The 22,259-nt window shown below is 57.7% G+C and carries 22 protein-coding genes; 8 read left to right on the top strand and 14 right to left on the bottom strand.

Annotated elements, in window-relative coordinates; all coding sequences use genetic code 11:
- Positions 1-68 precede the first annotated feature (68 nt).
- The 3 genes from ABJK70_RS06055 to ABJK70_RS06065 all read right to left on the bottom strand — a co-directional run bounded on the left by ABJK70_RS06055 (position 69) and on the right by ABJK70_RS06065 (position 3,236).
- The gene (locus ABJK70_RS06055; RefSeq protein ID WP_205781147.1) at positions 69-425 is read right to left on the bottom strand and encodes a YdbL family protein; all 357 of its coding nucleotides are present in this window, start codon (positions 423-425) and stop codon (positions 69-71) included.
- Positions 426-443: 18 nt separating this feature from the next.
- A complete protein-coding gene (locus ABJK70_RS06060; RefSeq protein WP_346425842.1) occupies positions 444-644 on the bottom strand; it encodes a YnbE family lipoprotein in 201 nt (66 codons plus the stop codon).
- A gap of 84 nt (positions 645-728) precedes the next feature.
- A complete protein-coding gene (locus ABJK70_RS06065) occupies positions 729-3,236 on the bottom strand; it encodes a YdbH domain-containing protein (RefSeq protein ID WP_347257567.1) in 2,508 nt (835 codons plus the stop codon).
- 59 nt (positions 3,237-3,295) lie between these two features.
- Here ABJK70_RS06065 and ABJK70_RS06070 point away from each other — a divergent pair, with 59 nt between their 5' ends.
- The 3 genes from ABJK70_RS06070 to arfB are packed head-to-tail and all read left to right on the top strand — an operon-like array spanning position 3,296 to position 4,336.
- The gene (locus ABJK70_RS06070; RefSeq protein WP_077730140.1) at positions 3,296-3,673 is read left to right on the top strand and encodes a YajD family HNH nuclease; all 378 of its coding nucleotides are present in this window, start codon (positions 3,296-3,298) and stop codon (positions 3,671-3,673) included.
- 36 nt (positions 3,674-3,709) lie between these two features.
- Complete coding sequence (locus ABJK70_RS06075) at positions 3,710-3,916, top strand: SlyX family protein (RefSeq protein ID WP_077730141.1); 207 nt, start codon at positions 3,710-3,712, stop codon at positions 3,914-3,916.
- A gap of 6 nt (positions 3,917-3,922) precedes the next feature.
- The gene (gene arfB, locus ABJK70_RS06080; protein ID WP_347257568.1) at positions 3,923-4,336 is read left to right on the top strand and encodes an alternative ribosome rescue aminoacyl-tRNA hydrolase ArfB; all 414 of its coding nucleotides are present in this window, start codon (positions 3,923-3,925) and stop codon (positions 4,334-4,336) included.
- Positions 4,337-4,353: 17 nt separating this feature from the next.
- On the opposite strand, the gene ABJK70_RS06085 is transcribed toward arfB, so the two are convergent.
- Entirely contained in the window at positions 4,354-5,019 is a 666-nt protein-coding gene (locus ABJK70_RS06085) for a DUF480 domain-containing protein (protein ID WP_133717296.1), read from the bottom strand.
- A gap of 119 nt (positions 5,020-5,138) precedes the next feature.
- On the opposite strand from ABJK70_RS06085, the gene ABJK70_RS06090 reads away from it, so the two are divergent.
- Positions 5,139-6,134: a serine/threonine protein kinase gene (locus ABJK70_RS06090; RefSeq protein WP_208110096.1), complete on the top strand. Its 996-nt coding sequence runs from the start codon at positions 5,139-5,141 to the stop codon at positions 6,132-6,134.
- Between the two features lie 156 nt (positions 6,135-6,290).
- Here the strand turns inward: ABJK70_RS06090 and ABJK70_RS06095 are convergent, their stop codons facing one another.
- From ABJK70_RS06095 to ABJK70_RS06125, 7 genes are all read right to left on the bottom strand, one after another.
- Entirely contained in the window at positions 6,291-6,611 is a 321-nt protein-coding gene (locus tag ABJK70_RS06095; RefSeq protein WP_077730144.1) for an RNA-binding protein, read from the bottom strand.
- Between the two features lie 177 nt (positions 6,612-6,788).
- Positions 6,789-7,058, bottom strand: a complete 270-nt coding sequence (locus tag ABJK70_RS06100) for an RNA-binding protein (RefSeq protein WP_077730145.1) — start codon at positions 7,056-7,058, stop codon at positions 6,789-6,791.
- Between the two features lie 783 nt (positions 7,059-7,841).
- Positions 7,842-9,104: a lytic transglycosylase domain-containing protein gene (locus ABJK70_RS06105; protein ID WP_205780757.1), complete on the bottom strand. Its 1,263-nt coding sequence runs from the start codon at positions 9,102-9,104 to the stop codon at positions 7,842-7,844.
- A gap of 351 nt (positions 9,105-9,455) precedes the next feature.
- Entirely contained in the window at positions 9,456-9,728 is a 273-nt protein-coding gene (locus ABJK70_RS06110; RefSeq protein WP_077730146.1) for an RNA-binding protein, read from the bottom strand.
- A 301-nt stretch (positions 9,729-10,029) separates the two neighbouring features.
- On the bottom strand, positions 10,030-10,401 hold the full coding sequence (locus ABJK70_RS06115; protein ID WP_139841173.1) for a hypothetical protein: 372 nt from the start codon (positions 10,399-10,401) through the stop codon (positions 10,030-10,032).
- Positions 10,402-10,648: 247 nt separating this feature from the next.
- Positions 10,649-11,626 carry a DUF6279 family lipoprotein gene (locus ABJK70_RS06120; protein WP_347257569.1) on the bottom strand — a complete coding sequence of 326 codons (978 nt, stop codon included), beginning with the start codon at positions 11,624-11,626 and terminating at the stop codon, positions 10,649-10,651.
- A 119-nt stretch (positions 11,627-11,745) separates the two neighbouring features.
- The gene (locus tag ABJK70_RS06125; RefSeq protein ID WP_347257570.1) at positions 11,746-13,635 is read right to left on the bottom strand and encodes a potassium transporter Kup; all 1,890 of its coding nucleotides are present in this window, start codon (positions 13,633-13,635) and stop codon (positions 11,746-11,748) included.
- Positions 13,636-14,092: 457 nt separating this feature from the next.
- On the opposite strand from ABJK70_RS06125, the gene ABJK70_RS06130 reads away from it, so the two are divergent.
- On the top strand, positions 14,093-16,468 hold the full coding sequence (locus tag ABJK70_RS06130) for an EAL domain-containing protein (RefSeq protein WP_077730150.1): 2,376 nt from the start codon (positions 14,093-14,095) through the stop codon (positions 16,466-16,468).
- Between the two features lie 186 nt (positions 16,469-16,654).
- Positions 16,655-17,647, top strand: a complete 993-nt coding sequence (locus tag ABJK70_RS06135; RefSeq protein WP_347257571.1) for a M28 family peptidase — start codon at positions 16,655-16,657, stop codon at positions 17,645-17,647.
- Between the two features lie 59 nt (positions 17,648-17,706).
- Here the strand turns inward: ABJK70_RS06135 and ABJK70_RS06140 are convergent, their stop codons facing one another.
- The 3 genes from ABJK70_RS06140 to ABJK70_RS06150 form a co-directional block, all read right to left on the bottom strand.
- On the bottom strand, positions 17,707-18,081 hold the full coding sequence (locus ABJK70_RS06140; RefSeq protein WP_133717290.1) for a helix-turn-helix transcriptional regulator: 375 nt from the start codon (positions 18,079-18,081) through the stop codon (positions 17,707-17,709).
- Positions 18,082-18,129: 48 nt separating this feature from the next.
- A complete protein-coding gene (locus tag ABJK70_RS06145) occupies positions 18,130-18,531 on the bottom strand; it encodes a DUF2202 domain-containing protein (protein ID WP_077730153.1) in 402 nt (133 codons plus the stop codon).
- A gap of 63 nt (positions 18,532-18,594) precedes the next feature.
- On the bottom strand, positions 18,595-19,095 hold the full coding sequence (locus ABJK70_RS06150; protein WP_347257572.1) for a DUF1269 domain-containing protein: 501 nt from the start codon (positions 19,093-19,095) through the stop codon (positions 18,595-18,597).
- Between the two features lie 137 nt (positions 19,096-19,232).
- On the opposite strand from ABJK70_RS06150, the gene feoB reads away from it, so the two are divergent.
- Positions 19,233-21,761, top strand: coding sequence for a Fe(2+) transporter permease subunit FeoB (gene feoB / locus ABJK70_RS06155; protein WP_347257573.1), 2,529 nt, complete (start codon positions 19,233-19,235; stop codon positions 21,759-21,761).
- A gap of 147 nt (positions 21,762-21,908) precedes the next feature.
- Positions 21,909-22,259: MBL fold metallo-hydrolase (locus ABJK70_RS06160; protein ID WP_347257574.1), on the top strand; the 351-nt coding region annotated here is incomplete at its 3' end.

Below are 22,259 nucleotides of genomic sequence, written 5' to 3' on the forward strand. Positions count from 1 at the left end.
TCCGGGGTAGGGAACCGAAGGTGTACGCGATCCCGACGCCGCCGGAATATTTTCGGACCGTCGTCACTCTATTTCTTAATCCAGCGCCCCGATGGCGATCTGACGTACTGACCCGGCGGAGTTTTCTCGATCGCCGTTTTCCCGGCCAATGTCTCGACAACATTTAAACTGGTGCCGTTGGTTTTGGCGACCTGTTCGTATTTCTGGCGGCGCTTTGCGTTGATATCCGCGATGAGAGCCCTGACATCCGCGGGCGGATTGGGCACGACCGCCTCAAGATAACCGTTAGGCTGTTCGCCCACCAAACCTTGCCTCTTCGCCTCGTCGAGACCGATCGCCCAACTCTGCGACGGCCAGCCGACCATGCCTAGCAGCAACGCCAATAAGGGAGCAATGACCCCACGCAAAGGAAAATATTTGGACATGGCAAATCCTCGTTCGAATCAGAACAGTCCGCTCTCTTTCGAGAGAATCTCTTCCAAGTCTTTTTCGACTTTGACCCGGACTTCGTGATCGATCTTGACGTTGAGATTGATGGTGATGGGCTCCTGCGGCGCAGCCAACTCGACTCGAGGGGTACATGCTGCCAAGAGCGCCATCACGGCGACAGAAGAGACCTTTGCAAAAAAAGTGTCTCGCATCATTGTTGTTTTCTGTATCGAGGCCGAAAAGAGCGGCTGAGGATAGCATCGGGATTTCCCGAGATCTAGCCGCCTTATCGATTCCGTCTAATGTATTTTCCGGTAATGCTCCTGGATTTGCCGGTTCATGCGGTCGGTCAAATCGTCGGCGACGCTCAGGCTGCGCAAGAGCATCAAGATGTTTTCCTGGAGGTTTAGATTGAGATGTATAGGCCGGCCGGACTGCCAATCCGGGTTGTGCCCCTTCAGTTCGACCCGTAGCGTCAAGTCGCCTTTTGGGGTGCTGTCGGCCTTGGCCTTCAGTGTGTTGTACTGGAGGTTGCTCAGGGCCTGATTCACGAACTGTAGGCTCAAATTGTCTTTCGCCATCGCTTTGACTTGTTCCGTCGGCCGATAGCGAATCCAGCCTCCGGGCGGACGCGCCTCAAGCTCGCCCCCGCGGAGCGCAACGTGGGTATTGGTGATTTCCAAGGGCAGCCGTCCGTCGAGGAGGCCCGAACCTTCCACGCCTTGGTGTCTTTCAAGCGCGATGATTTGACTCAGGGACAACCCTTTTAGCGTAAGGGTCACCGGGGTCCCCGGATGGACGGTATCCCATCGAACGGGAATGGCATGGATCGTTCCGCCGAGGATATTGGCGCCAAACTGCCTTAGGTCGATTATCGGGCCGGCGCTTCCGGCGTAACTCGTAACCGCCGCTTTCATGTCCAGGTGGGTGACTGAAACTCCCGAATCCAGGTGTTCGACACTGACTCGAGCGGGATCGACGGTTCGTAAACCGTCTCGGTCAGACAGGACGAGATGGGCGTCCAAGCCTTCAAACCGGATCGTTTTGAATCGGCCGGCCAGACCGTTTGCGTCGACGGTGACCTCGTTTTCGAACCGTAGCGTTTCGCCGGCGCCATGCTTGGCCGACCGCCTCCAGGAGCTGCCCCCGAAGCCGTGGATACGGCCCCCATGGAAGTCGATGGGAAAAGGCCAGGGTTCCAGCAATCGGCTCAGCGTGAAGCCGGATTCACCGAAAACGACAGGTGCCAGTTCGAACTGCGCCGATCCTTGGCCGCTGGCGAATCGGTGGCGTGCCCGACCGTTAAGGAGCAATTTTCCCTGGGAAAGCGTTGCAGTACTCTGGAGATCAAGCTGCTTCGAATCTCCCTGGAATTTGATCAGTATGTCGCCGGCGGGTAAGGGCTTGCCCTGAAATTTCGGTTTGAGGCCCTTAATGCGCAGATCGCCTCTAGCTTTCCAACCGGCGTTTCCGCCACCGAGCTCGGCGACCTCGAAGCTGAGCGCATCGGCCTCGATCGCGCCCTTCGGCGCAGTTAGGGCTGCCGGCCGGGTCAAGAGCGTAAAAGGCTCGAAGTCCCATCGGGTGGGTTCCGTGCCGTAGCGGAGTTTCGCTCCATTGGCGAGTTCGACATCGATTCCGGAGGATGAGATGCCATTCCAGTCGACTGGGGCAAGATGTATCGGAAATTCGGGCGTGAAGTTAAACGTCAGATTCTCCGGTGCTATTTCGACGAGGCCAGCCAGGCCTTTCGGGAAAGTCATCGCGACCATGGGCTCAGCCGGAGAGTTCATCGGACTCTTGATGCGCGCCGACAACTCCGATTTATCCCCGATGCGCCAACGGATTCGGCTCCCTTCGATCCAAGCGCTAGCTTCGATGCTGGACGCGGCGGTTCGGATGGCGCCGTTCGACGGTTCGGTCCTGATCTCGAGATGATGATCGCTGCTGATCTTCACGCCTTCCCATGTTTTGCCCTCAACCGGAACGGCGCCTTGCCAGCGGCTTTCGACGCTGCCCGCCAGCAACGGGAGTTTTTGGTCGGGTCCGAACCAAGGCCGCAGCAAACCGTTGACGGCGTCCAGCCTTGCCCGAGCCGAGCCGGCTATGTTCAGGCGGCCTTTTTCGGTTTCGTCGGCACGGTTGGCGACATGAAGGACCGGAGGTGCCGAAGTTTCGGCAGGCCGGATATCCAGTTCGAACTCGCCGCTCACGGCGGCATGTGCCGAGAACGTGAACGCTTGTTCCTCCGCCGGACGGATTTCTCCGGTCAGTGTCCCCTGTCCGTTTCGGATCTGGGCCGTCGCGTGCGCCGTGTAATTACCGCCTGCTGGAGTTCGGAAATATAGGTCTAAGCGCTCGAGAGACAGTTCATCCGCCGGCAAACGGGACAGCCAATGATTCGGTGCGAAAGCGGTAGGTGCGATGTTTTTGCCGGCATCATGTTGAGCCGGCACCTGGCTATCGACAAAGCTGCTTTCGACCTCTGCTCTTGCGATCCGAATGCTGACAAGCCGCCCCGACAGCAATTCCAAGGGTCGATAGCGAGCCTTCAATCCCGTCGCGCGCAGGGTAAGCGCCCGGTTTCCGGAACGGCGGCTCATTTGAATGGTGTCGAAGCGCAGTTCATCCCAGGACGGGCGTCCGGAATTGACGTCGATCCGAGTAAACCCGGCCAGGGCGAGTCGGTATCGAAGAAATTCCGCAATGACTGCGGGGAGCGCCCAATATATCGTGATGAGCGCCAGCATGCCGGCCAGCAGGACGAAATAGCGCCGCTTTTGAGCCGCGGGACCGGTTGCTTTCATCGCGAACATCGGGTGTATTCTTGAATCAAACTTGGCTATGAACGATCGGAGGGCGAATCATGACCGTCATGAAAACCGGGTCCGATAGCAATAGGCTCGATCAGGTCGTTGCCGAAGCCCGGCGTAACCGGGAGGAGCGGGAACGCGGCTATCGGGAGCAGGCTCTGAAACTATACCCTTGGGTTTGCGGGCGTTGCGCCCGTGAGTTTTCACGCGAAAATCTCAGCGAGCTTACGGTCCATCATAGAGATCATAATCACGACAATAATCCGCCGGACGGAAGCAATTGGGAACTGCTTTGCATCTACTGCCACGATAACGAACATTCCCGTTATTTGAACGCAGGGCAATCGAGCGGAGAAGAACGGCAGAATGCGAGCACCACCTTCAAGCCGTTCGCCAACCTCGATGCCCTGTTGAAAAAGCAGGAATCATGAGGCCTAATCCGCGTTTTCCATCTCGAAGGTCGAAGCATGATCGAAGAACGCTTGGTAGACTTGGAAACCAAACTCGCCTATCAGGAAGATACGATTCAGGCATTGAATAACGTCGTGTGCGAACAGCAAAAACAGATCGATCAACTGGAGGCGACTTGCAAGCTTCTCATCGACCGCATCGGGCAGTTGGCGGCGGCTGCCGAGCTGGGCAAGATCGTGGATGAGAAACCGCCCCACTATTGAAATGCCGTGTTGAAAATTTCGAACCAGGTCTGCCTTTCGCTCTCCGAAGTGGAACTCAACCCCACGCGTGCCCAGGGAGCGGGCGGGCAGAACGTTAACAAGGTGTCGACGGCCATTCATTTGCGCTTCGATATCAGGGCATCGTCCTTGCCCGAAATGTATAAGGAAAAACTGCTGACGCTGAAAGATCAGCGCGTTTCGAGCGAAGGCTTCGTCATTATCAAGGCTCAGCAGTTTCGAAGCCAGGAACAGAATCGGGAGGATGCGCTTGCGCGGCTGATTTCGCTGATAAAAAGCGCCGCGGCCACCCGCAAGACGCGAAAATCGACTCGCCCGACCAGAAGCTCTCAGAAAAGGCGGTTGGACAGCAAGGACAAACACGGACGGCTCAAGGCATCGAGACGCAAACCAGCCGAGTAGGGCGGGCGATGCCGATCCTATGACCCACGCGTGAGCGAGGCCAATTTCGATTCGAGCCGATTCACGTCTGTCTTCAATTCATCGACCAATCGCTCCAGGCGATCCAGCCGTTCGCGGTCGGAAACCGAAAGCTCAAGCTCTCTTTCCGTATCCTCGCTGTTCGCCGTTAGCTGGTCTTCGCCAAAAAACAAATGCATGAACCTGGATTCGCGCTTTCCCGGCTCGCGCGGCAATCTCGCGACCAGAGGCTCTTCCCGATTCATCAGCTTGGCCAGCGTGTTCTCGACCTCCTGCACGTCGCCGAACTTGCATAGGCGCTCGGTCCGGGTGCGTAATTCGCCCGGCGTTTGCGGCCCGCGAAGCAGCAACTCGCAGACGATACCAGTCTCTTGCTTGGAGAGCTTCAGATCGCCGAATTCCGCATTGCAGAACCGGTGCTGGTATTTGGTGACTCGATTGCCGAATCCGCTGCCGGCACTGACGAGGTATTTCTTTACGAGTCCATCGACTATCTGCTGCACCGTCGCTTCGTCGAGATCGAGCACCGGATCGCGATTGCTTTTCTGATTGCACGCATTGGTCAGGGCGTTGAGCGATAGGGGATATTGTTCGGGGGTGGTGATTTCCTTCTCGATCAAACAACCGATGACGCGGGCTTCATAAGGCGTGAGCTTAATTTTCATTAGGGTTTATACGTAGAGTTTGAAGTGCGGAGCGTTGCCGGCTCAAGGATAATCAAAAATCTAATCTTAGATTGCGCTTTTTGGGAGAGACGAGGATGGCAACCTGTAGAATGGCGTTCATGAATACGGTCACAGACGTCCATCCCTTTTCGTCCTTAACACCCGATTGCGTCATGAACGCATTGGACAGCGCAGGCTTTCACAGCGACGGCAGCCTGTTGGCGCTCCACAGCTACGAGAACCGTGTTTATCGGGTCGGCATGGAAGACGGATCGCCGGTGGTCGTGAAATTCTACCGACCCGGACGGTGGAGCAAAGCCGCCATTCTCGAAGAACATGCCTTCGTTCGGGAGCTTGCGGAGTCCGAATTGCCGGTCGTGCCGGCCTTGCCGGGTGCCGGAGGCTCGACATTGCACGAGTTCGGCGGCTTTCGCTTCGCCGTGTTTCCGACCCAAGGCGGATATGCTCCGGAATTCAACGACCACGCCGCATTGATGCGAATGGGGCGGCTAATCGGCCGTATTCATGCTGTCGGTTCGCTCAAGCCGTATCGGCACCGTCCTGCCCTGGATATCGCCAGTTTCGGCGAAGAGCCCAGAGATTATCTGCTGTCTCACGGCGTGATTCCGGCGGACATCGTCGACGCTTATCGGGAAGCGGCGAATCAAGCGCTAGCGGGCGTGAGACGCTGTTTCGAGCGCGCGGGTTCCGTGCGCACGCTGCGGCTGCACGGAGATTGCTATCCCGGAAATATGTTGTGGGCGGACGATGGTCCGCATTTCGTCGATTTCGACGACAGCCGCATGGGGCCTGCGATCCAGGATTTGTGGATGCTGTTGTCGGGAGACAGTACGGAGATGACGCAGCAATTGAGTCCTTTGCTCTCCGGTTACCAAAGTTTTTTCGAGTTCGATACCCGCGAGCTGCATTTAATCGAAGCGCTGCGCACCCTGCGGCTGATTCACTACACCGCATGGATCGCAAGACGCTGGGATGACCCCGCTTTCCCGATCGCATTTCCGTGGTTCAATACGCCGCGTTACTGGCACGACCGGATCCTTGAACTGCGCGAACAGATTGCCGCAATGGACGTACCACCGCTTTGCCCGGCATGAAAACGGGCAAACGATGAAGAATGGCGCCCTGCGATCGCAGGTGCTGTCCGAAGAGTGACTTAGCGGGTAAGTCGTTCCGGCCTTTCCGAGTTCGGAGAGGCCGGAACGGATTCTAACCGGCGCCGAGGCGGGGCTCTGCCGCCGGTTTAGCGAATATCAATAGCGGTGTCCGCCGCCGCCGAATCCGCCGCTGCGTCGGCCGCCACCGAAACCGCCGCCGGATCTTTCTTCGCGGGGGCGGGCCTCGTTAACGGTGAGGCTACGTCCACCGACCTCTTTGCCATGCAGGGCGCTGATTGCGGCTCGGGCCTGTTGATCGGTACCCATTTCTACGAAGCCGAAGCCTTTGGAGCGGCCGGTTTCGCGATCCATGATCACGTTCGCGGACTGCACCGTACCATGTGGGGCGAAGAGTTGCTCCAGCTCGCTGTTGTCAATGCTGTAGCTCAGGTTGCCGACATACAATTTCGTACTCATCAAAAATTCCTCGATAGGAAAACAAACAAAAAACACTTAATAAACACAGATCGAGCCCGTAATCGCGGGTGCGCTGGGTCTATTAATAAACACCTTTTCTGGAAAGGATTCTGTAGGTAAAAGTTCGTGCTGGACACGAAAGCTTTCGTATATTAGTCCGGTTCACTCGCCCGGTACTTAACGTCGCCGGCCGCGGCCGCTCCGCTCGCGGGGACGCTCCTGATTAACCCGAAGACTGTTGCCCCTCAAGTTGCGGCCATTCAGTCCGGCGATTGCCGCGCGCGCTTCGTGGCCCTCCATCTCGACGAAGCCGAAGCCGCGGCAACGACCGGAAAAAATGTCGCGAGCCAGTTCGATCGAGCGTACCCGGCCGTATTCCGCAAAAAGTTCGTTGAACTCCCGTTCGGTAGTATCGGCCGGCAGATTTCCGGCATAAATTCTCAGCATGGATTGTCTCCTGTGGGCGCAACCAAGATAGGCGGCGTCATGGTTGAATGATCCGAGGGCATGGACCGATCGATCCGCGCCTCGGCGTTGATTGCCGCATCAGCCGGGTAATCTGTGGACCAGGATTTCCGACTGTTTGCGGTGTATAGCCTTCCGGTGAAGGAAGAGCGGGAAGTTTGCGGCCAAGCAGCTGCTCGATGTTTTTCAGCTGTAAAGTTTCGTGTCGAAAGACCGGCGATGCTGCATCGTTGTTCGAGCCGGTACGGCCTATGCGACGTACGTATTCTGCCGCCGATACCCGTCTGGGCTTCGGTTAGCAAATCACCTCCATTTAGTACGGCTGGAATGGTCTGCGATTGGATCGGCGTGGGAGCCGTGTGGGCTTGATCGGCGACAATGCGTGACGGGATGTTGGATAGGCTGAGAGACTCAAAGGGCATTCGAACTTTCCTGGCTCTTGCCTGCCACGACGAGCGTGGCACCGGTCGAGCACGAGCACTGTTGCTGTGACCACAGGGCGGACCCGAAGGACGCACCGCGTGCGGTTTGCGGGAGGAGGCGGGGACTAGCAGGTGCCGTTAAGGCATTGACTGAAAGGAAAATTCCGTATCCTCGTGGCGAAGACCGGTCTTGCGCCGCGACAAACTATGTGCAGCCTACTCCAATTTCGTCAAAGAAGCTAGTCCGATCGTAGAAAACGTATTCGAACATGGAACATCGACAGCACGGCGGTATGGCAAGTACCACTTTAACCTTTCGATCAACCACAACCGTCCGCTTTTTTCACCGAGCGAACGCCTGAGTTTTTGCCAGCTTGTAGTTGCCGTTCTTGGGGCTTAATGACGCATTGGTTCTGGTCGCGGTGCCGCCGGCCTTGACGTTGCCGGGATAGCTTACCTTAACGTGAGCTGATGCCCCTTTGTTTTCCGGTTGCTGCGCTGCCAGACGATTCTGCTGCGCCCGGTACGCGATCTGCCGGAGTGTACCCGAGGGTAGCCAGACCGCCGTGCCGGCGGGTAAAGCCGCCCTGTCGGACTGAGCCGGTCCGCTCCAGGCCGCATTCAGGGCGATGAGCTGAGACTTGTCGGTTGCGTATTGACGAGCCAAAGTCGAAACGAAGGTATTCTGCGTTATGACGACACGGTCCCAGTCAAGAGGCTTTTCATATCGTATGCCCTCGGCAAAGAAACGTTCGGGCTGACTGGCGACCTCCCGTGCTGCCAGAAATTCGGCGTAGAAATTACGGGAAGCGAAACCGAATTGGGGATGGTCGTAATCGGAAACGATCCGCATGAAGTCATGGCCGAAAGACTGCTTCGCGCGCATCATGCCCGAAATGCCATGATTGTAGGACGTGATTGCCAGGGGCCAGCTGCCGAGCTTGCCGTAGGCATAGCTTAGATAACGGGCGGCGCCGTGAGCCGAAGCGATGGGATCCAGGCGCTCGTCGATGATCGTGTTGACGTTCATGAATCGCTCGGCCGCCCCGCGCGTAAACTGCCACACGCCCACGGCGCCTGCCGAGGAACGCGCCTGCGTTTGGAACGACGATTCCACATGGGGCAAATGCGCTAAATCCTCGGGGAGGCCCGCGTGGCGGAAAATCTCCCGAAAGTGGCGATCATAACGACCGCTGATTTCCAAACCCCTCTTGAAGCGCTCGCGAAGGCCGCGCTGACCGCGGAGCCGCTCGCTCGCGCCCAGTAGTGCCGTCTTGAGATCCCCGCGTGGACTGATCTTCACGGCCAGTCTTCGGTCGTCCTGGGTCAGAGGAATTCCCGCAGAGACCTTTTGTTCCAGGTCGCGCAATCGGGACTGCCAATAGGCTGTCCGTTCGCGCACCAGTTCTTTCTGGATCGGGGTATAGCCCTCGGTGATATTGCCGGGGAGCTGAATCACTTCATAAATCACATCCAGAAAACGGTTATCGTGCAGAACGACTTGAGAACGGCTCCAGACGCCGTAGACATTGCGCCAGAAGGCGACTTGCGTTTCCAGGGCCACGGGCTTCGGGAACATACCCGAGGTAATCGAGACGGAAGACATCGCGCGAAGCCGCGACGATGCATCCGCCGATTGCGCCATCGAGGCCGCGGGTGCTACGGCCTTCTGGTGAAGGCTTCCATGGTGAATCCGATGATGTTTTTGCATCGTGGAAGGACCGGAACAGCCGCCTGCCATGAGAACAGGCACAACCATCAGAAGACACTGGATCAGTCTGCGAGTCATCGACGAGCCCCCCAAGCCGGCTCAAGAATTTTTTTCGGAAGAAACGCTTTTCGCCGAGAACTCAAACGACCCGCGATTGCGGATCGAAATTCGGCTACGTGGATAAAATCATTGTAGCTCGAGTATGCGGAAAGTTGGGGGACATTCGAGTTAGCAGAGTTTTTCCAGCTAACGTCGGCGGCCACCGCCGCCGCGCCGGCCGCGCGGCCGCTCTTCGTTAACGCGTAGCGTGTTGCCCCGCAGATTGCGGCCGTTCAATCCGGCGATCGCCGCACGCGCCTCATGACCCTCCATCTCGACGAAGCCGAAGCCGCGGCAACGTCCCGAAAAGATATCGCGAGCCAATTCGATCGAGCGTACTCGTCCATAGGCCGCAAATAGTTCGGTAAACTCCTGTTCCGTCATATCCGGGGGGAGATTGCCGGCATACACTCTCAACATAATGCTTCTCCTTTGGTGCCGTCCGGATAGGCCTGACATGGTTCCATACGAAGTCCAACCGGGCTGCAACGTTTCGTTGGGGAAAACCGCCTGGTGGGGTGAGGCCCGATGCGCTGCACGAGATTTGGACGAGGAGGCGAGGCTTGGGGGACGTCTGGCAGTGTAGTTGCCTGACAAGATCGAATCCTCGGGGTGCAGCGCTCTTCGCCACCGAACGATAATAGGTCAAGGATACCGCGATGGCATCGCTTTATCCAAAACCGCTTATGTCGCGAAGATCGGAGTCGGCCCGGTTCGGCAGTCAGCATATGACAAGAACCGGCCAGCAAACGTTCGTGTCGCCGTGCTGCCAACATCGCTCCTCTTCGAGGAACCGGGCGAACGGTTCGTGATCCGTGTAGACGCTTCCGTCGGATATGAAGAAATGCTCGAAAGGACCGAAACGTTCGGACCCGCCGCCAAAGGTGTCCTCAAAATGAATCGAGGCGCCGGTCCGGCAGTCGCATCGGGAAAATAAATTGCCCTGAATCTCCCAGAAGTGGTTTTGATAGCGCCCCACGATTTCGTTGTCCGGACCTTGGCGAATCACATGACCGCTGATTCGAAAATACGGGGCCGGACCCAAAGTAACAGCATGTTCCGGAATGACGGATTCGAAGCTTAATCGGACCATAATCGCATGCTCCATAGAATTTCTTGAATCGCTTCTCCTTCCCGACACCGAAAAGGCACACTGGTTCACTGACCGGCAGGCTGCCGGCCATGAAGACCAAGATCGCGATAGCCGTGAATTTCTGTGGATTTCGAGATCTTGCGATCGGTACTTGGGCGGGCCGGATACTTATCGTTTGTTGTTTTTCGAGACAAAAAACGAACAATTCCGCCCCACGGTTAGGCCATGGGCAGAGCGAAAAACGACGCTAAGGAGAACTTCGGAAGCTCTTCGTTTCTGGCCCTCTTAATTTTTCGTTCGGGCGCGATGGAAAAGTCCACTGTCCAAACCTGCGATCTTCTCCGGCCAAGGCGGCAAGGTCGGCGGCATAGCCTTGTAATTTCTCGTCCAGGGCAGCTCGCTGTTCGGGCGTTGCGGACGTAATTACTTTGGCGATCAACTCCGCATTCGACTGACGTAGGGTCTGAATATAGGCGCGCCGCTGGGGGTCTGTTTGGTCGGCCAGTTCGGCGAAATAGGTGCGAATCCAGTCCGTTGCGACTCGCTCCTCCGGCTTCCGTTCCTGGATTTTCGAAAGCAGGGCTAGAAAATCGCGCTGCCGTGCTTCGCGCTCGTCTGCCCAGGTGTAGTTGCCGTTGTCGCGTCCGGCTATGGCGTTTCGGATGATGGTTCGTTGTTCGTCGGTGAGTTTCCCGAGCCAAAACTCGGCACGCTTGATAAAAAGCTTCGCCTTGGCTCCGGGGGCATTGTCCGCGCTGTTATGCAGATAACCGTATTTCTTTCGGAATTGTGCATTGTCATCGCTGAGTTCGCGCTGTACCTGCCTGATCTGATTAGGCTTGAGCGTCAGTGCGAGCCTGGCGATTTCCGGGGCGGCCCGCTCGCCGAGTATTTCCAGTCGTCGGTTGATCCTCTGCTGAAAATCAGTAACCTCGGATGGCGTCATCGGCCCCTTTGCTTTCGTCCGAATGTCGTCGAGTAAGGCCGAATAAGCATGCAATTGCGTCGCGCGATGCCAGGCCAGTAACGCGTTGATTCGATCTTTAGCCAAGGTTTTCTGCGTCTTTTCCAGATCGAAATACTCATCAAGCCGGAAGATCAGCAAGGTATCCGCATGGTTATAACCGAACCGAATGCTGGTGCAGGCCGCGAGCGGCAGCACTATCGCGGATACGACGATCAAGTGCCATCGGCGGATCAGGATGGTGAGGGACGATACGTTCATTTGCCGTCCATATTCTGGCGAATACACGTCGAGCTCCTATCGTGAGGTACGCTGTCACTTAGTAGAAGAGAAAAATTCAAAGCCATTGCGAACGATTTCAGTTTACGAAGCGGAGCCAGTTAGATTTCGACCACGGTCCCGAGTTCGATCACACGGTCCGGAGGTATTCTGAAAAAGTCCATGGCGCTCTCGGTATTGCGCGCCAGGCGGATAAAGAGGCGCTCGCGCCAGAGAGCCATACCCGGGCGGGGCGTCGAAATGACGGCTTCCCGGCTGAAGAAAAACGAGGCATTGGCCAAATCGATCTCGAGGTCCCGTTCTTTGCACAAGGCCAGGGCGTCCGGCACATTGGGCTCCTGATTGAAACCGAAGTAAATCTTGACTCGGTATAACTCGTCGCCGAAGTGCCTGATTTTGATGCGTTCGGAGCGAGGCACCCAGGGCACGTCTTTGACGATTACGGTCAGCACGATCACCCGTTCGTGCAGAATCTTGTTGATCGCCAGATTGTTCAAGAGGGACTGAGGGACACCCCGGCGGCCGGCTGTGAGATAAATGGCGGTTCCGGGAATACGCCGCGGCGGTTCTGCGTGAAAACGCATGAGCAAGGTTTCGAACGATATCGCTCTTTCGTTCAAGCGTTTTCCGAGCAACGTGCGTCCTTGTTGCCAGGTGGTCATCACGGTAAACAGGACAACGCCAACCCCAAGGGGAATCCACCCGCCTTGGGTGAATTTCAAGCTATTGGCCATAAGGAAGGCGGTGTCGATAATCAAGAAGCAGCCTACGACCGCCAGGCTGGTCATCCATCTCCATTGCCAGAGCCTTTTGAATACGAAGAAAGCCAACAGGCTCGTGATGACCATCGTGCCGGTAACGGCGATGCCGTAAGCGGCGGCCAATCGTTGGGACGATTCGAATTGCACGACCAGGGTAAAGACTGCGGCCAATAAAAGCCAATTGACGACCGGCAGGTAGATTTGGCCGGGGAAAAACAGCGACGTGTGATAAATACGCACCCGCGGCAAGTAACCAAGCTGGATCGCCTGCAACGTCGTCGAGAATACCCCGGAAATTACGGCTTGGGACGCAATCACCGTCGTAATCGTCGCCAATATGAGCAGCGGGAGGGCTCCCCATTCCGGTGCTAGAAGGTAGAACGGATTTTGGGTAGCCTCCGATTCGCGCAGCAGCAATGCGCCTTGGCCAAAGTAGTTCAGCAACAGGGCCGGAAGAGCCACGGCAAACCAGGCCATGCGAATCGGCCGAACGCCGAAATGGCCGATATCCGCATAAAGAGCTTCGGCTCCGGTCACCACCAAGACAACCGCGCCCAGGACCACCAGCGAATACCATTCCTCTTCGATCAAAAAACGAGCGCCGTACCACGGATTCGCTGCTACCAATACCTGCGGGGTAGCGAGAATGCTGCGCGCACCGAGGATTCCGAGGCAAAAAAACCATAGGAGCATGATCGGGCCGAACAGCCGGCCGACACGACTCGTACCCTTGCGTTGGAGAAGAAATAAAAGGGTCAGGATCGCCAGGGTCACCGGCACGACAAATTCGTTGAGTTTCGGAGCCACGACCGCCAGGCCTTCGACGGCGCTCGTAACCGTAACTGCGGGTGTGAGAATGCCGTCGCCATAAAATAAGGCGGCGCCGATGAGACCGATCAGAACGATTACGCGTCGCCGGCGGGGTGAATCGATCGCAGCGCGAGACGCAAGCGATACCAAGGCCATGATTCCGCCTTCGCCTCGGTTGTCGGCCCGCAGCATGATCGCGGCATATTTCAGGCAGACGATCACGATCAGCGACCAGAAAATAAGTGACAGCACGCCGAGTATATTGGTCTCGCTGGGCGCAATGGCGTGAGGTCCGCTGAAGGCGACGCGCATGGCATAAAGCGGACTGGTGCCGATGTCGCCGAACACGATTCCGAGCGTGCCGACCAGCGTAACGGTTCTACCGGGCTTTAGGCGTTGCAATGTCGAATGCGCTTGCATTTTTCAGGCGTGTGGCGGTCGAGACGAACGATGGTTGCACTTCACAATGCGGAGATCCTTGTGTTTTATCAATGACCGCTCACGGCAGACTTTGCCCTTTGACTCCTCGGCCGGCTCATTGCTCCCCAGAACGGCAACGCAAAGACCCGTCCGACGGCCGTCTCCGGGTTTAACGACAGACGGGCGTCGAAAGATTGGCGGTTGTTCGCTGGACCGTGCCAGGCGCTCACCTTTACGATACTCGCCTTAGAATTGAGGGGCGTACCGTTAACCCGATGAAAATGTCCCATACTTAGCTCCTATACAGTCGATCGCGGTTAGCTGTGGCCCGATCGGCCATAACGAATGCAGCGATTCGGAACGGCCTATGCGAGATCGGTAGCGTACTGCCGAAACGGTTTTCAAGGCATTGGGCTTTGAACGCGACCGATGCGAGTCGTTCTCAACGGGGTGGTGGATGAAGGTAGATACACTAATGCAATCGGAGGAACGGCTTCGGCGAAACCGCAACTCCTTGCTGGAGCAACAACGCGCGCTGGCCTCGCTAACGCGTAGCGAAATTTTTTCGGCTGAGGATGCGCTCGAGGCGATTCGCCTGCTGACTCGAACCACCGCGACGGAGTTGGACATCGAGCGCATCAGTGTATGGCGGTTTACCGAAGACCGGCTCGCCATCGAATGCATGGATCTCTACGAGCGCTCCCGGCAACGGCACAGTTCCGGGATGACATTACGCCAGGAGGATTTTCCGAGCTATTTCAAAGGACTTGAAACCGAGGAAGCCATCGTGGCGAACGATGCGTGTCATCATCCTTCTACCGCCGAGTTTTCCGCTGTGTACCTGCGTCCTTTACGGATCAGCTCGATGCTCGATGTGCCGATACACGTCTTCGGGCGCGTCGAGGGCGTCCTATGCTGCGAGCACACCGGCGAAACGCTCAGCTGGTCTGCGGAAGAACGCTTTTTCGCCATTGCCGTGGCCAATCTCGCCGCTCTCGTGATCGAACAAAACGAGCGCAAACGTACCGAGGCCTTGTTGCGCGGCCAGAGAGACATGCTGGAGATGATCGCCAACGGAGCGCCCCTCGAGCATACCCTGGCTGCACTGGCGCGTACGATCGAACAGCAGGATGACAAAATACTCTGCTCGGTGCTTCTCCTGGATAAGGACGGCGTTCATTTGCGGCATGGGGCCGCCCCGAGTATTCCCGACGATTACAACCGGCAAATAGACGGCATCGCCATCGGACCTTCCGTGGGATCTTGCGGCACTGCGGCATTTCACCGGCAAACGGTAATTACCAGCGATATTCGGACGGATCCCCGTTGGGCCGCCTTTCGCGATCTCGCCGAGCAGTACGGACTTCGCGCCTGTTGGTCGACACCCATTTTCGACGCGAGGCAAAACGTCATCGGTACCTTTGCCGTTTACTATCGCGAACCGCAGCGGCCTTCGGACAAACACGCCAGGCTGGTAGAGACGGCGATTCATACCGCTGCGATCGCCATCGAGCGCAGTCGGGTCGAGGACCGGATCCAGCGTCTCGCTTTTTACGATGCGCTAACAGGGCTTCCGAACCGTGCCTTGTTGATGGACAGGGCTGCGCAGGCCTTAGCGCTTTCAGCCCGTGACAAGAAAGAAACGGCCCTGCTGTTTCTGGATCTCGACCGATTCAAAACGGTCAACGATTCCCTGGGACATCATGTCGGCGACGGGCTATTGCGGAGCATTGCGGGCCGCTTGCGGGGATGCCTGCGGGATACGGACACCGTGTCCCGGCTGGGAGGCGACGAATTCGTCGTACTGCTCCCGGAAACGGGAGGCGACTCGGCCGCTCAGACCGCCGAAAGGATTCTGAGCGTGGTCGCGCAGCCTTATGTCATCGAGGATTACCGGCTGAGCATCACGCCGAGCATCGGCATCAGCATGTATCCGCAGGACGGCGGCGACGTGGAATCCTTGGTCAAACATGCCGATACCGCCATGTATCACGCTAAAGAAAAAGGACGCAATACTTATCAATTCTTTACCGAAAGCATGAATTCCGCCGTGCTGGAGCGGCTTACGATCGAAAGCGGTCTGCGGCAGGCTCTGGAACGTGACGAATTCTTGCTGGAGTATCAGCCTCAGTACGATATCGAGACGCACGGATTGGTAGGCCTCGAGGCCTTGATCCGCTGGCAGCATCCGGAATGGGGCCGGGTAGCGCCGGGCCGGTTTATTCCCATCGCCGAAGAAAGCGGCCTCATCGTTCCGATCGGGGAATGGGTGATCCGCGAGGCCTGCCGCCAAAACGTGTACTTGCAATCCCTCGGTTTCGCCAAGGTTCCGGTTGCCGTCAACATTGCCTCGCCACAATTCGTTCAGCGATTCGAAGACCTCGTCGCACGGGTGTTGGGAGAAACGGGTATGGAGCCCGAGTATCTTGAACTCGAGTTGACCGAGGGAATCGTCATGCAAGGAGAGGGATCGATTCAGAAACGCTTGCACAAGCTCAAGGACATGGGCGTAAAGTTGGCTATCGACGATTTTGGGACGGGCTATTCAAGCCTCAGTTATCTCAAGCGATTCCCGATCGACAAGCTGAAGATCGATCAGTCCTTCGTGCGCGACATCATCGATGATCAGGATGATCTTGCGATAACCCGCGCAGTGATCAGCCTGGGCCACAGCCTTCGACTGACGGTTATCGCCGAAGGCGTCGAAACGGAGCAGCAATTGGCCTTTCTGCGGGATGAAGGTTGCGATCAAGCTCAAGGCTTTTTCTTCAGCCGTCCTCTTTCTGTCAAAGCGCTAGGCGACTGGTTTTTCGAGAGTTCGACGAAGGCTTAGACAAAATCTCGGTGGGATTCCTCGGCAAGGTATTCGACCGCTCGCGGAGTCCCGGCGATGCCGAACGGAAAGACTCGGCGGCGATCCAATGGTTACTGTTGACCCTCGCCGCGCGGGTTTTCAGTATGCCTGTCTTGAAAGCGGAATTGGAGCCGTGCAGTTCCACGGTTGTCTGGAGTGTATTGCATGGATGTCCGAAATCGTTCGCCCATGTCGGTTTGCGGAGCAATCGTACTAGCCTGGGCATGCTTTCTGGTGATTGCACTCCGGTTCTGTCTGGCGGAGCCCTCGTTTGCCGGCACGGACGAGGCCGCGCCGCCCACCATCGATCCCGGGCGCCTGGAAGCCCATGTCCGAACCTTGTCGGAGATGCTAGGGCCAAGGGATGCCGGTCATCCGGATAATCTCGATCGTGCGGCATCGTATATCCGTTCGGCGTTCGAGCAAGCGCAGGGCAAAACCGCGGACCAGCCGTTCCGGGTCGGCCGAACGACTTACCGCAATATCATGGCTAGTTTTGGCCCGCCGTCCGAGGAGCGGATCGTCGTCGGCGCACATTACGATACGGCCGGTCCCTATCCCGGAGCCGACGATAACGCGAGCGGCGTCGCCGGATTGATCGAACTGGCGGGACTACTGGGCAAAGCCGATCTCGCAATCCGGGTGGATCTCGTAGCCTATACCCTGGAGGAACCGCCATTTTTCAGGAGCGAGCACATGGGGAGTGCCGTGCATGCCCAGTCGCTCAAGGCGAAGGGGGCGAACGTACGCGCGATGCTTGCGCTCGAAATGATCGGCTATTTCACCGATGCGAAAGACAGCCAGTCATTTCCCGCGCCGGGACTTTCGCTTTTCTATCCGACCACCGGAAACTTCATCGCCGTCGTGGGAAGGATAGGGGAGGGACGGCTGGTGCGAAGTATCAAGAAGGCGATGTCCAACGCCTCAAGCTTGCCGGTGCATTCGATCAATGCTCCGCGCTTTCTCCCGGGCGTCGACTTCTCGGACCATCTCAATTATTGGGAAGCAGGCTATCCGGCCGTAATGATCACCGATACGGCTTTCTATCGTAATCCGAACTATCATGCCGCCACCGACACGCCCGACACGCTGGACTACCGGAGAATGGCCCAAGTGGTAGCGGGAGTCCATGCCGCAGTGCTCGAGCTCGCGCGGTAGACCTTCAAATTGCCGATGCGTCAAACGACCGCATCCGCTCCGCATGGTGAAGGCCTTGACTATACCGTGCGAAGGATATTTTCCAGGTGCACGCCTAACACTTCGGCAATACGCTTGAGCTTGTCGATTCGGCATGTCGGCCGTCCCCGGTCGACAAGGGCAACGAACGATTCCGTTATGCCAGCCCGCTCGGCCAGTTCCTCCAGCGTCAGCCCGCGGAACTCGCGCCAGATCCGGATGGCGTTCTCTCCGGCCAAAAGGCGCGCCTTCAAGTCGTCCGGAAGTTGTTCTTCGCCCGGCACAAGCCGTTCCTCGGTTTTGACGTCGGACGCCATGTCCGTCGCCAATTCGGCCAGTTCCACGAGGGACAGATAGTCGTCATATGGAATCATCGCCCATTTCGCGCCGTCCTTTTCAATGATTTGCACGTCCATTCCTAGTCTCCTGCACAGCGGTCTCGTTCTGCGAACGGAGGTGCCGCTTTACCTATTTCTTTGAAAACAATGTTTGAAAGCTGGCAAATGACGATCGCGGGAGGCGGACCGAAGGTTTTCCAAAACCCGGCGGACATCCGGTTCCGGGGTGGCGGCAAGCAGGCGGTCGTACATCGCCATATTGTATATCTCGGCCTCGACCGCGCTGCGGCAGGCCTCTTCAACCGTATCCGGCGCTGTCACGCGCTCAGGCCAGCGGTCTTCCGGCACGGGTATGCCATAGCGTTCGAACAGCGAGAGCAGGGCAGCGGCATGCCGCGCCTCGGCTTCGACGATGTTAACGAAGGGACGTATCGGACCGAACTTTTCGATGACCTTTCGATAGGCGGCAAGCGCCTTGTATTCGTCGTCGAGCGCTTCGGTCAGGCGATCCTTCAAGCTCGAATTCATGGACATTTCCTAGAGTGGCGGGTGCTGAGTGGCCAGACCATCGCGTGTTCCGACCGCAAAACCCTAGGGGAAGGTATGCGGGTCGGTGCCTTCGCACTCGGCCTCGGGATGGTGTTTCTTGATGATGGCCTCGATTTCTTCTACGCGGTCTCGGGGCACGTCGATCATCAGCAGGAACTCGCCTTTTTCCATGGCCTCCTGGAATTGATCGATCCGCCGGTTACCGATGCTGCTGCCGACCATGCTCGACATCAATCCTCCGACCCCCGCGCCAGCCAGGGTGATCGCAAACAGCGCTCCGCCGCCCAGAACCAGCCCCGTGGGCAAGGCGATCGCCACCAGCCCGGCCAAGAGTCCCGTCGCGCCGCCGAGTGCGACGCCCTGTTCCAGGGCCGGAAGGAAGTCGGTCTTTTGCAGGAAAGTGGCTTCGGGCAGATCTTCCAAAGGCGTGCCGCGTTTGGCCAGTACGTGGATGTGGCGTTCCTCGATCCGCGCCAGCAACAACTCGTCCACGATCTTTTTGGTAATTTCGATGTCAGGTACCAGAAAATAGATGCGTCGCATATTTTGGCTCCGTTTCTGATAGGGTGTCTTGGACCAGACGCCCGGAGGGGACAAGCCCAGTTTGAACCTTGCGGTAATGAGCCGCAAGCCTCGACTGGGTAGCGGATTAGACCCGATCTCGAGAAGGAAATTGCGTGATGAGCACGAGATTGCATGATTTAGCGGCCGGCGAAAGGGGCCTCATCGTGGGCTTCGAGGGCGGCAACCCGGTATACCGCCAAAAGCTTTTGGCCATGGGGTTGACGCCGGGTACGGAGTTTACGGTCATCCGCTTTGCCCCCTTGGGCGATCCGATCGAAATTCGTATCCGAGGGTTCGACCTCAGCCTGCGCCGGGAAGAGATCGATTGCGTGAAGGTCGAGCGTCTGGCGAACGAGGCCGCTGCGGCGGCCGAAGCCGACGAGGCATCGGCCGATTTCACCATCGCCGTGGTCGGGAATCCCAACAGCGGCAAGACGACCATCTTCAACGGCTTGACCGGTGCCCGGCAGCGAGTCGGCAACTGGCCCGGGGTCACGGTGGAGAAGAAGACGGGCCATTTTTCGTTGCGAAACCGTCACATCGACGTCGTGGATCTGCCCGGGCTGTATTCGCTCGACGTCCGGGACGAAGCGGTTTCCCTGGATGAAAAGATTGCCCGCGATTACATCCTGTCGGGGCAAGCCGATCTGGTCGTCGACATCGTCGATGCCTCGAACCTGGAACGAAACCTCTATCTCACGGTACAGCTTCTCGAGATGAAGGTGCCGCTCCTGGTGATCCTCAACATGATGGACATCCTCGAACAGCGTGGCGCCGAGATGGACGCGGCGAAGCTGTCGGAGCGCCTCGGCGCGCTCGCGGTCCCGGTGATCGGCACGCACACGGAAGGCATAGCGCCGGTTAGGCCGATCATTCTCCGGCTCGCTTCCGAGCAGACTGCATCGCCGTTCGGGATCTGCTATCCCGATGTTATCCAGCAGGCCATCGCACGTCTCCAGCCATCCATCGAGCGGATCGCGCCTGAACAGAACGCCCGCTGGCTGGCCCTGAAGCTCCTGGAAGGCGATGCCTGGGCTGCCGAACGGATAGACCCCGAAACGCGAAAACTCGTCACGCAACAAAGAAAACTCATCGAAGAACTTTCCGGCGAGGGGGCGGATCTTCTGATCGCTGACAGCCGTTACCGTTTCATTCGCACCCTGATCCAGGAGACGCTCACCGAGGCGGCTTCGCCCCGGCGGCCGATTACGGATGTGCTCGACCGCGTCGTGCTTAACCGCTGGCTGGGATTGCCGATCTTTCTCGGCGTCATGTACCTGATGTTTTTCTTCGCCATCCAGTTGGGCAGGGCGTTCAAGCCTTTCTTCAATCTTTCGGCGCAAGCGCTGTTCGTCGACGGTTTCGGGGCGGCTCTGACTCGTTCCGGGTTGCCCGAGTGGATTACGGCTTTGCTTGCGGACGGCCTCGGGAACGGCATCCGCGAGGTGATCGCGTTCGTCCCGATCATCGCCTTCCTGTATATCTTCATTTCTCTGCTGGAAGACTCGGGCTACATGACGCGGGCCGCGTTCGTCATGGACCGCTTCATGGGATTTCTGGGACTGCCGGGCAAATCCTTCATTCCGATGGTGGTTGCATTCGGCTGCAATGTGCCGGCGGTGATGGCGTGCCGCACGCTGGAACGGCCGCGCGACCGGATCTTGACCATTCTCATGATCCCGTTCCTGTCCTGCGGCGCTCGGCTACCGGTGTATGTGCTTTTCTCCGAGGCTTTCTTTCCGCGGCAGGCTCATATCGTGGTCTTCGGTCTCTATCTCACCGGCATCGCCTTTGCCATCCTGACCGGACTAATCATGAAAAACACGCTTCTCAAGCAAAAGGCCTCGTTTCACATCCTGGAAATGCCCCCGTACCATACGCCTCGCGTCAAGAACGTGTGGCTGAATACCTGGCAGCGGGTCAAGGCGTTCATCTTCAAGGCCGGCAAGTTTATCGTGCCGATGGTCATGCTCATCCAGATACTGAACAGCTTCGGGGCGGACGGTACGTTTCCCAATCGGAATGTCGACCGGTCCGTGCTGAGCGCGGCGGGCCGCACGCTGACTCCGGCTTTCGGACCGATGGGCATCACCGAGGAGAATTGGCCGGCTACCGTGGCCCTGTTCACCGGCGTTCTGCATAAAGTGGTGGTGATCGGGACTCTGGAAGCGATTTACACTCAGGCGAGTCGGCCGCAAAGAGCGACGGCCGAGTTCGATCTCTTGGGCGGACTCCGAAACGCGGTCGCCACTATTCCCGCCAATCTGTCCAAGTTGTTCGGTATCGGTCCTGCCCGGAATCAGGCCGTTCCCAAGACTCGGTTCGTCACCGAGATGAAGGAGCGTTTCGTCGGCCCGCCCGCGGCTCTCGCTTATTTGCTGTTCGTGCTGTTGTATTTTCCCTGTGTCACCACGACAGTTTCCGTTTTTCGGGAAGGCGGCAGGCGCTGGGCGTTATTCTTGATCTTTTGGACGACGGGCTTGGCTTATATGACCGCCACCGCGTTCTATCAAGCCGCCACCTATGCGCAGCATCCGGCCTCGTCGGTGTTTTGGCTGAGTGGCTTTCTGGCGTTGTTCGTAATCGTGGTTTGGCTGTTCCATCGTTGGGGAGACCGTGAGGCGAGTCTGCGTACGCCGGTTTGAGACGCGTTGCCTCGCTCGGGTTTTTGATGGCGAATGTTCCTACATACAAAGGTGCGATATGTCCGCGAGCGACGAACTGACCGGGATCATTGCCCCGGCCTGTCGTGTCCAAAGAAATGCATTACGCCAACCCAAGAGGAGGTTTCCATGTTCTTCAAGCAGTTCTATCTCGGCTGTCTCGCCCACGCCTCTTATCTCATCGGCGATGAAGGGACGAAAACCGCCGTCGTCGTCGATCCCCAGCGCGACATCGAGCAATATCTGGAAGAGGCGCGCCGGGAAGGTTTCGAGATTCGCCATGTGTTCCTGACCCACTTTCACGCCGATTTCATTGCGGGACACCTGGAACTGCGGGATCGTGTCGGCGCCAGGATCCATTTGGGGGCGAGGGCGGATGCCGAATATGCGTTCATTCCGCATCCCGACGGCGATACGCTCGAATTCGGTCAGGTCCGCCTGAAGATCCTGGAAACACCCGGCCATACCCCCGAAGGTATC

Origin of the sequence: Methylocaldum sp., from assembly GCF_039794385.1 — a bacterium.
In the GTDB taxonomy this organism is placed as follows: domain Bacteria; phylum Pseudomonadota; class Gammaproteobacteria; order Methylococcales; family Methylococcaceae; genus Methylocaldum.

Coding starts and splice junctions, on each gene's coding strand:
- ABJK70_RS06065 (WP_347257567.1), bottom strand. CDS start 3,236: ATGAAAGCAACCGGTCCCGCGGCTCAAAAGCGGCGCTATTTCGTCCTG.
- feoB (WP_347257573.1), top strand. CDS start 19,233: ATGAGCACGAGATTGCATGATTTAGCGGCCGGCGAAAGGGGCCTCATC.
- ABJK70_RS06085 (WP_133717296.1), bottom strand. CDS start 5,019: ATGAAAATTAAGCTCACGCCTTATGAAGCCCGCGTCATCGGTTGTTTG.
- ABJK70_RS06100 (WP_077730145.1), bottom strand. CDS start 7,058: ATGCTGAGAATTTATGCCGGAAATCTGCCGGCCGATACTACCGAACGG.
- ABJK70_RS06135 (WP_347257571.1), top strand. CDS start 16,655: ATGGATGTCCGAAATCGTTCGCCCATGTCGGTTTGCGGAGCAATCGTA.
- ABJK70_RS06125 (WP_347257570.1), bottom strand. CDS start 13,635: ATGCAAGCGCATTCGACATTGCAACGCCTAAAGCCCGGTAGAACCGTT.
- ABJK70_RS06055 (WP_205781147.1), bottom strand. CDS start 425: ATGTCCAAATATTTTCCTTTGCGTGGGGTCATTGCTCCCTTATTGGCG.
- ABJK70_RS06130 (WP_077730150.1), top strand. CDS start 14,093: ATGAAGGTAGATACACTAATGCAATCGGAGGAACGGCTTCGGCGAAAC.
- ABJK70_RS06110 (WP_077730146.1), bottom strand. CDS start 9,728: ATGTTGAGAGTGTATGCCGGCAATCTCCCCCCGGATATGACGGAACAG.
- ABJK70_RS06105 (WP_205780757.1), bottom strand. CDS start 9,104: ATGTCTTCCGTCTCGATTACCTCGGGTATGTTCCCGAAGCCCGTGGCC.
- ABJK70_RS06140 (WP_133717290.1), bottom strand. CDS start 18,081: ATGGACGTGCAAATCATTGAAAAGGACGGCGCGAAATGGGCGATGATT.
- ABJK70_RS06075 (WP_077730141.1), top strand. CDS start 3,710: ATGATCGAAGAACGCTTGGTAGACTTGGAAACCAAACTCGCCTATCAG.
- ABJK70_RS06120 (WP_347257569.1), bottom strand. CDS start 11,626: ATGAACGTATCGTCCCTCACCATCCTGATCCGCCGATGGCACTTGATC.
- ABJK70_RS06150 (WP_347257572.1), bottom strand. CDS start 19,095: ATGCGACGCATCTATTTTCTGGTACCTGACATCGAAATTACCAAAAAG.
- ABJK70_RS06115 (WP_139841173.1), bottom strand. CDS start 10,401: ATGGTCCGATTAAGCTTCGAATCCGTCATTCCGGAACATGCTGTTACT.
- ABJK70_RS06090 (WP_208110096.1), top strand. CDS start 5,139: ATGAATACGGTCACAGACGTCCATCCCTTTTCGTCCTTAACACCCGAT.
- ABJK70_RS06095 (WP_077730144.1), bottom strand. CDS start 6,611: ATGAGTACGAAATTGTATGTCGGCAACCTGAGCTACAGCATTGACAAC.
- ABJK70_RS06070 (WP_077730140.1), top strand. CDS start 3,296: ATGACCGTCATGAAAACCGGGTCCGATAGCAATAGGCTCGATCAGGTC.
- ABJK70_RS06145 (WP_077730153.1), bottom strand. CDS start 18,531: ATGAATTCGAGCTTGAAGGATCGCCTGACCGAAGCGCTCGACGACGAA.
- ABJK70_RS06060 (WP_346425842.1), bottom strand. CDS start 644: ATGATGCGAGACACTTTTTTTGCAAAGGTCTCTTCTGTCGCCGTGATG.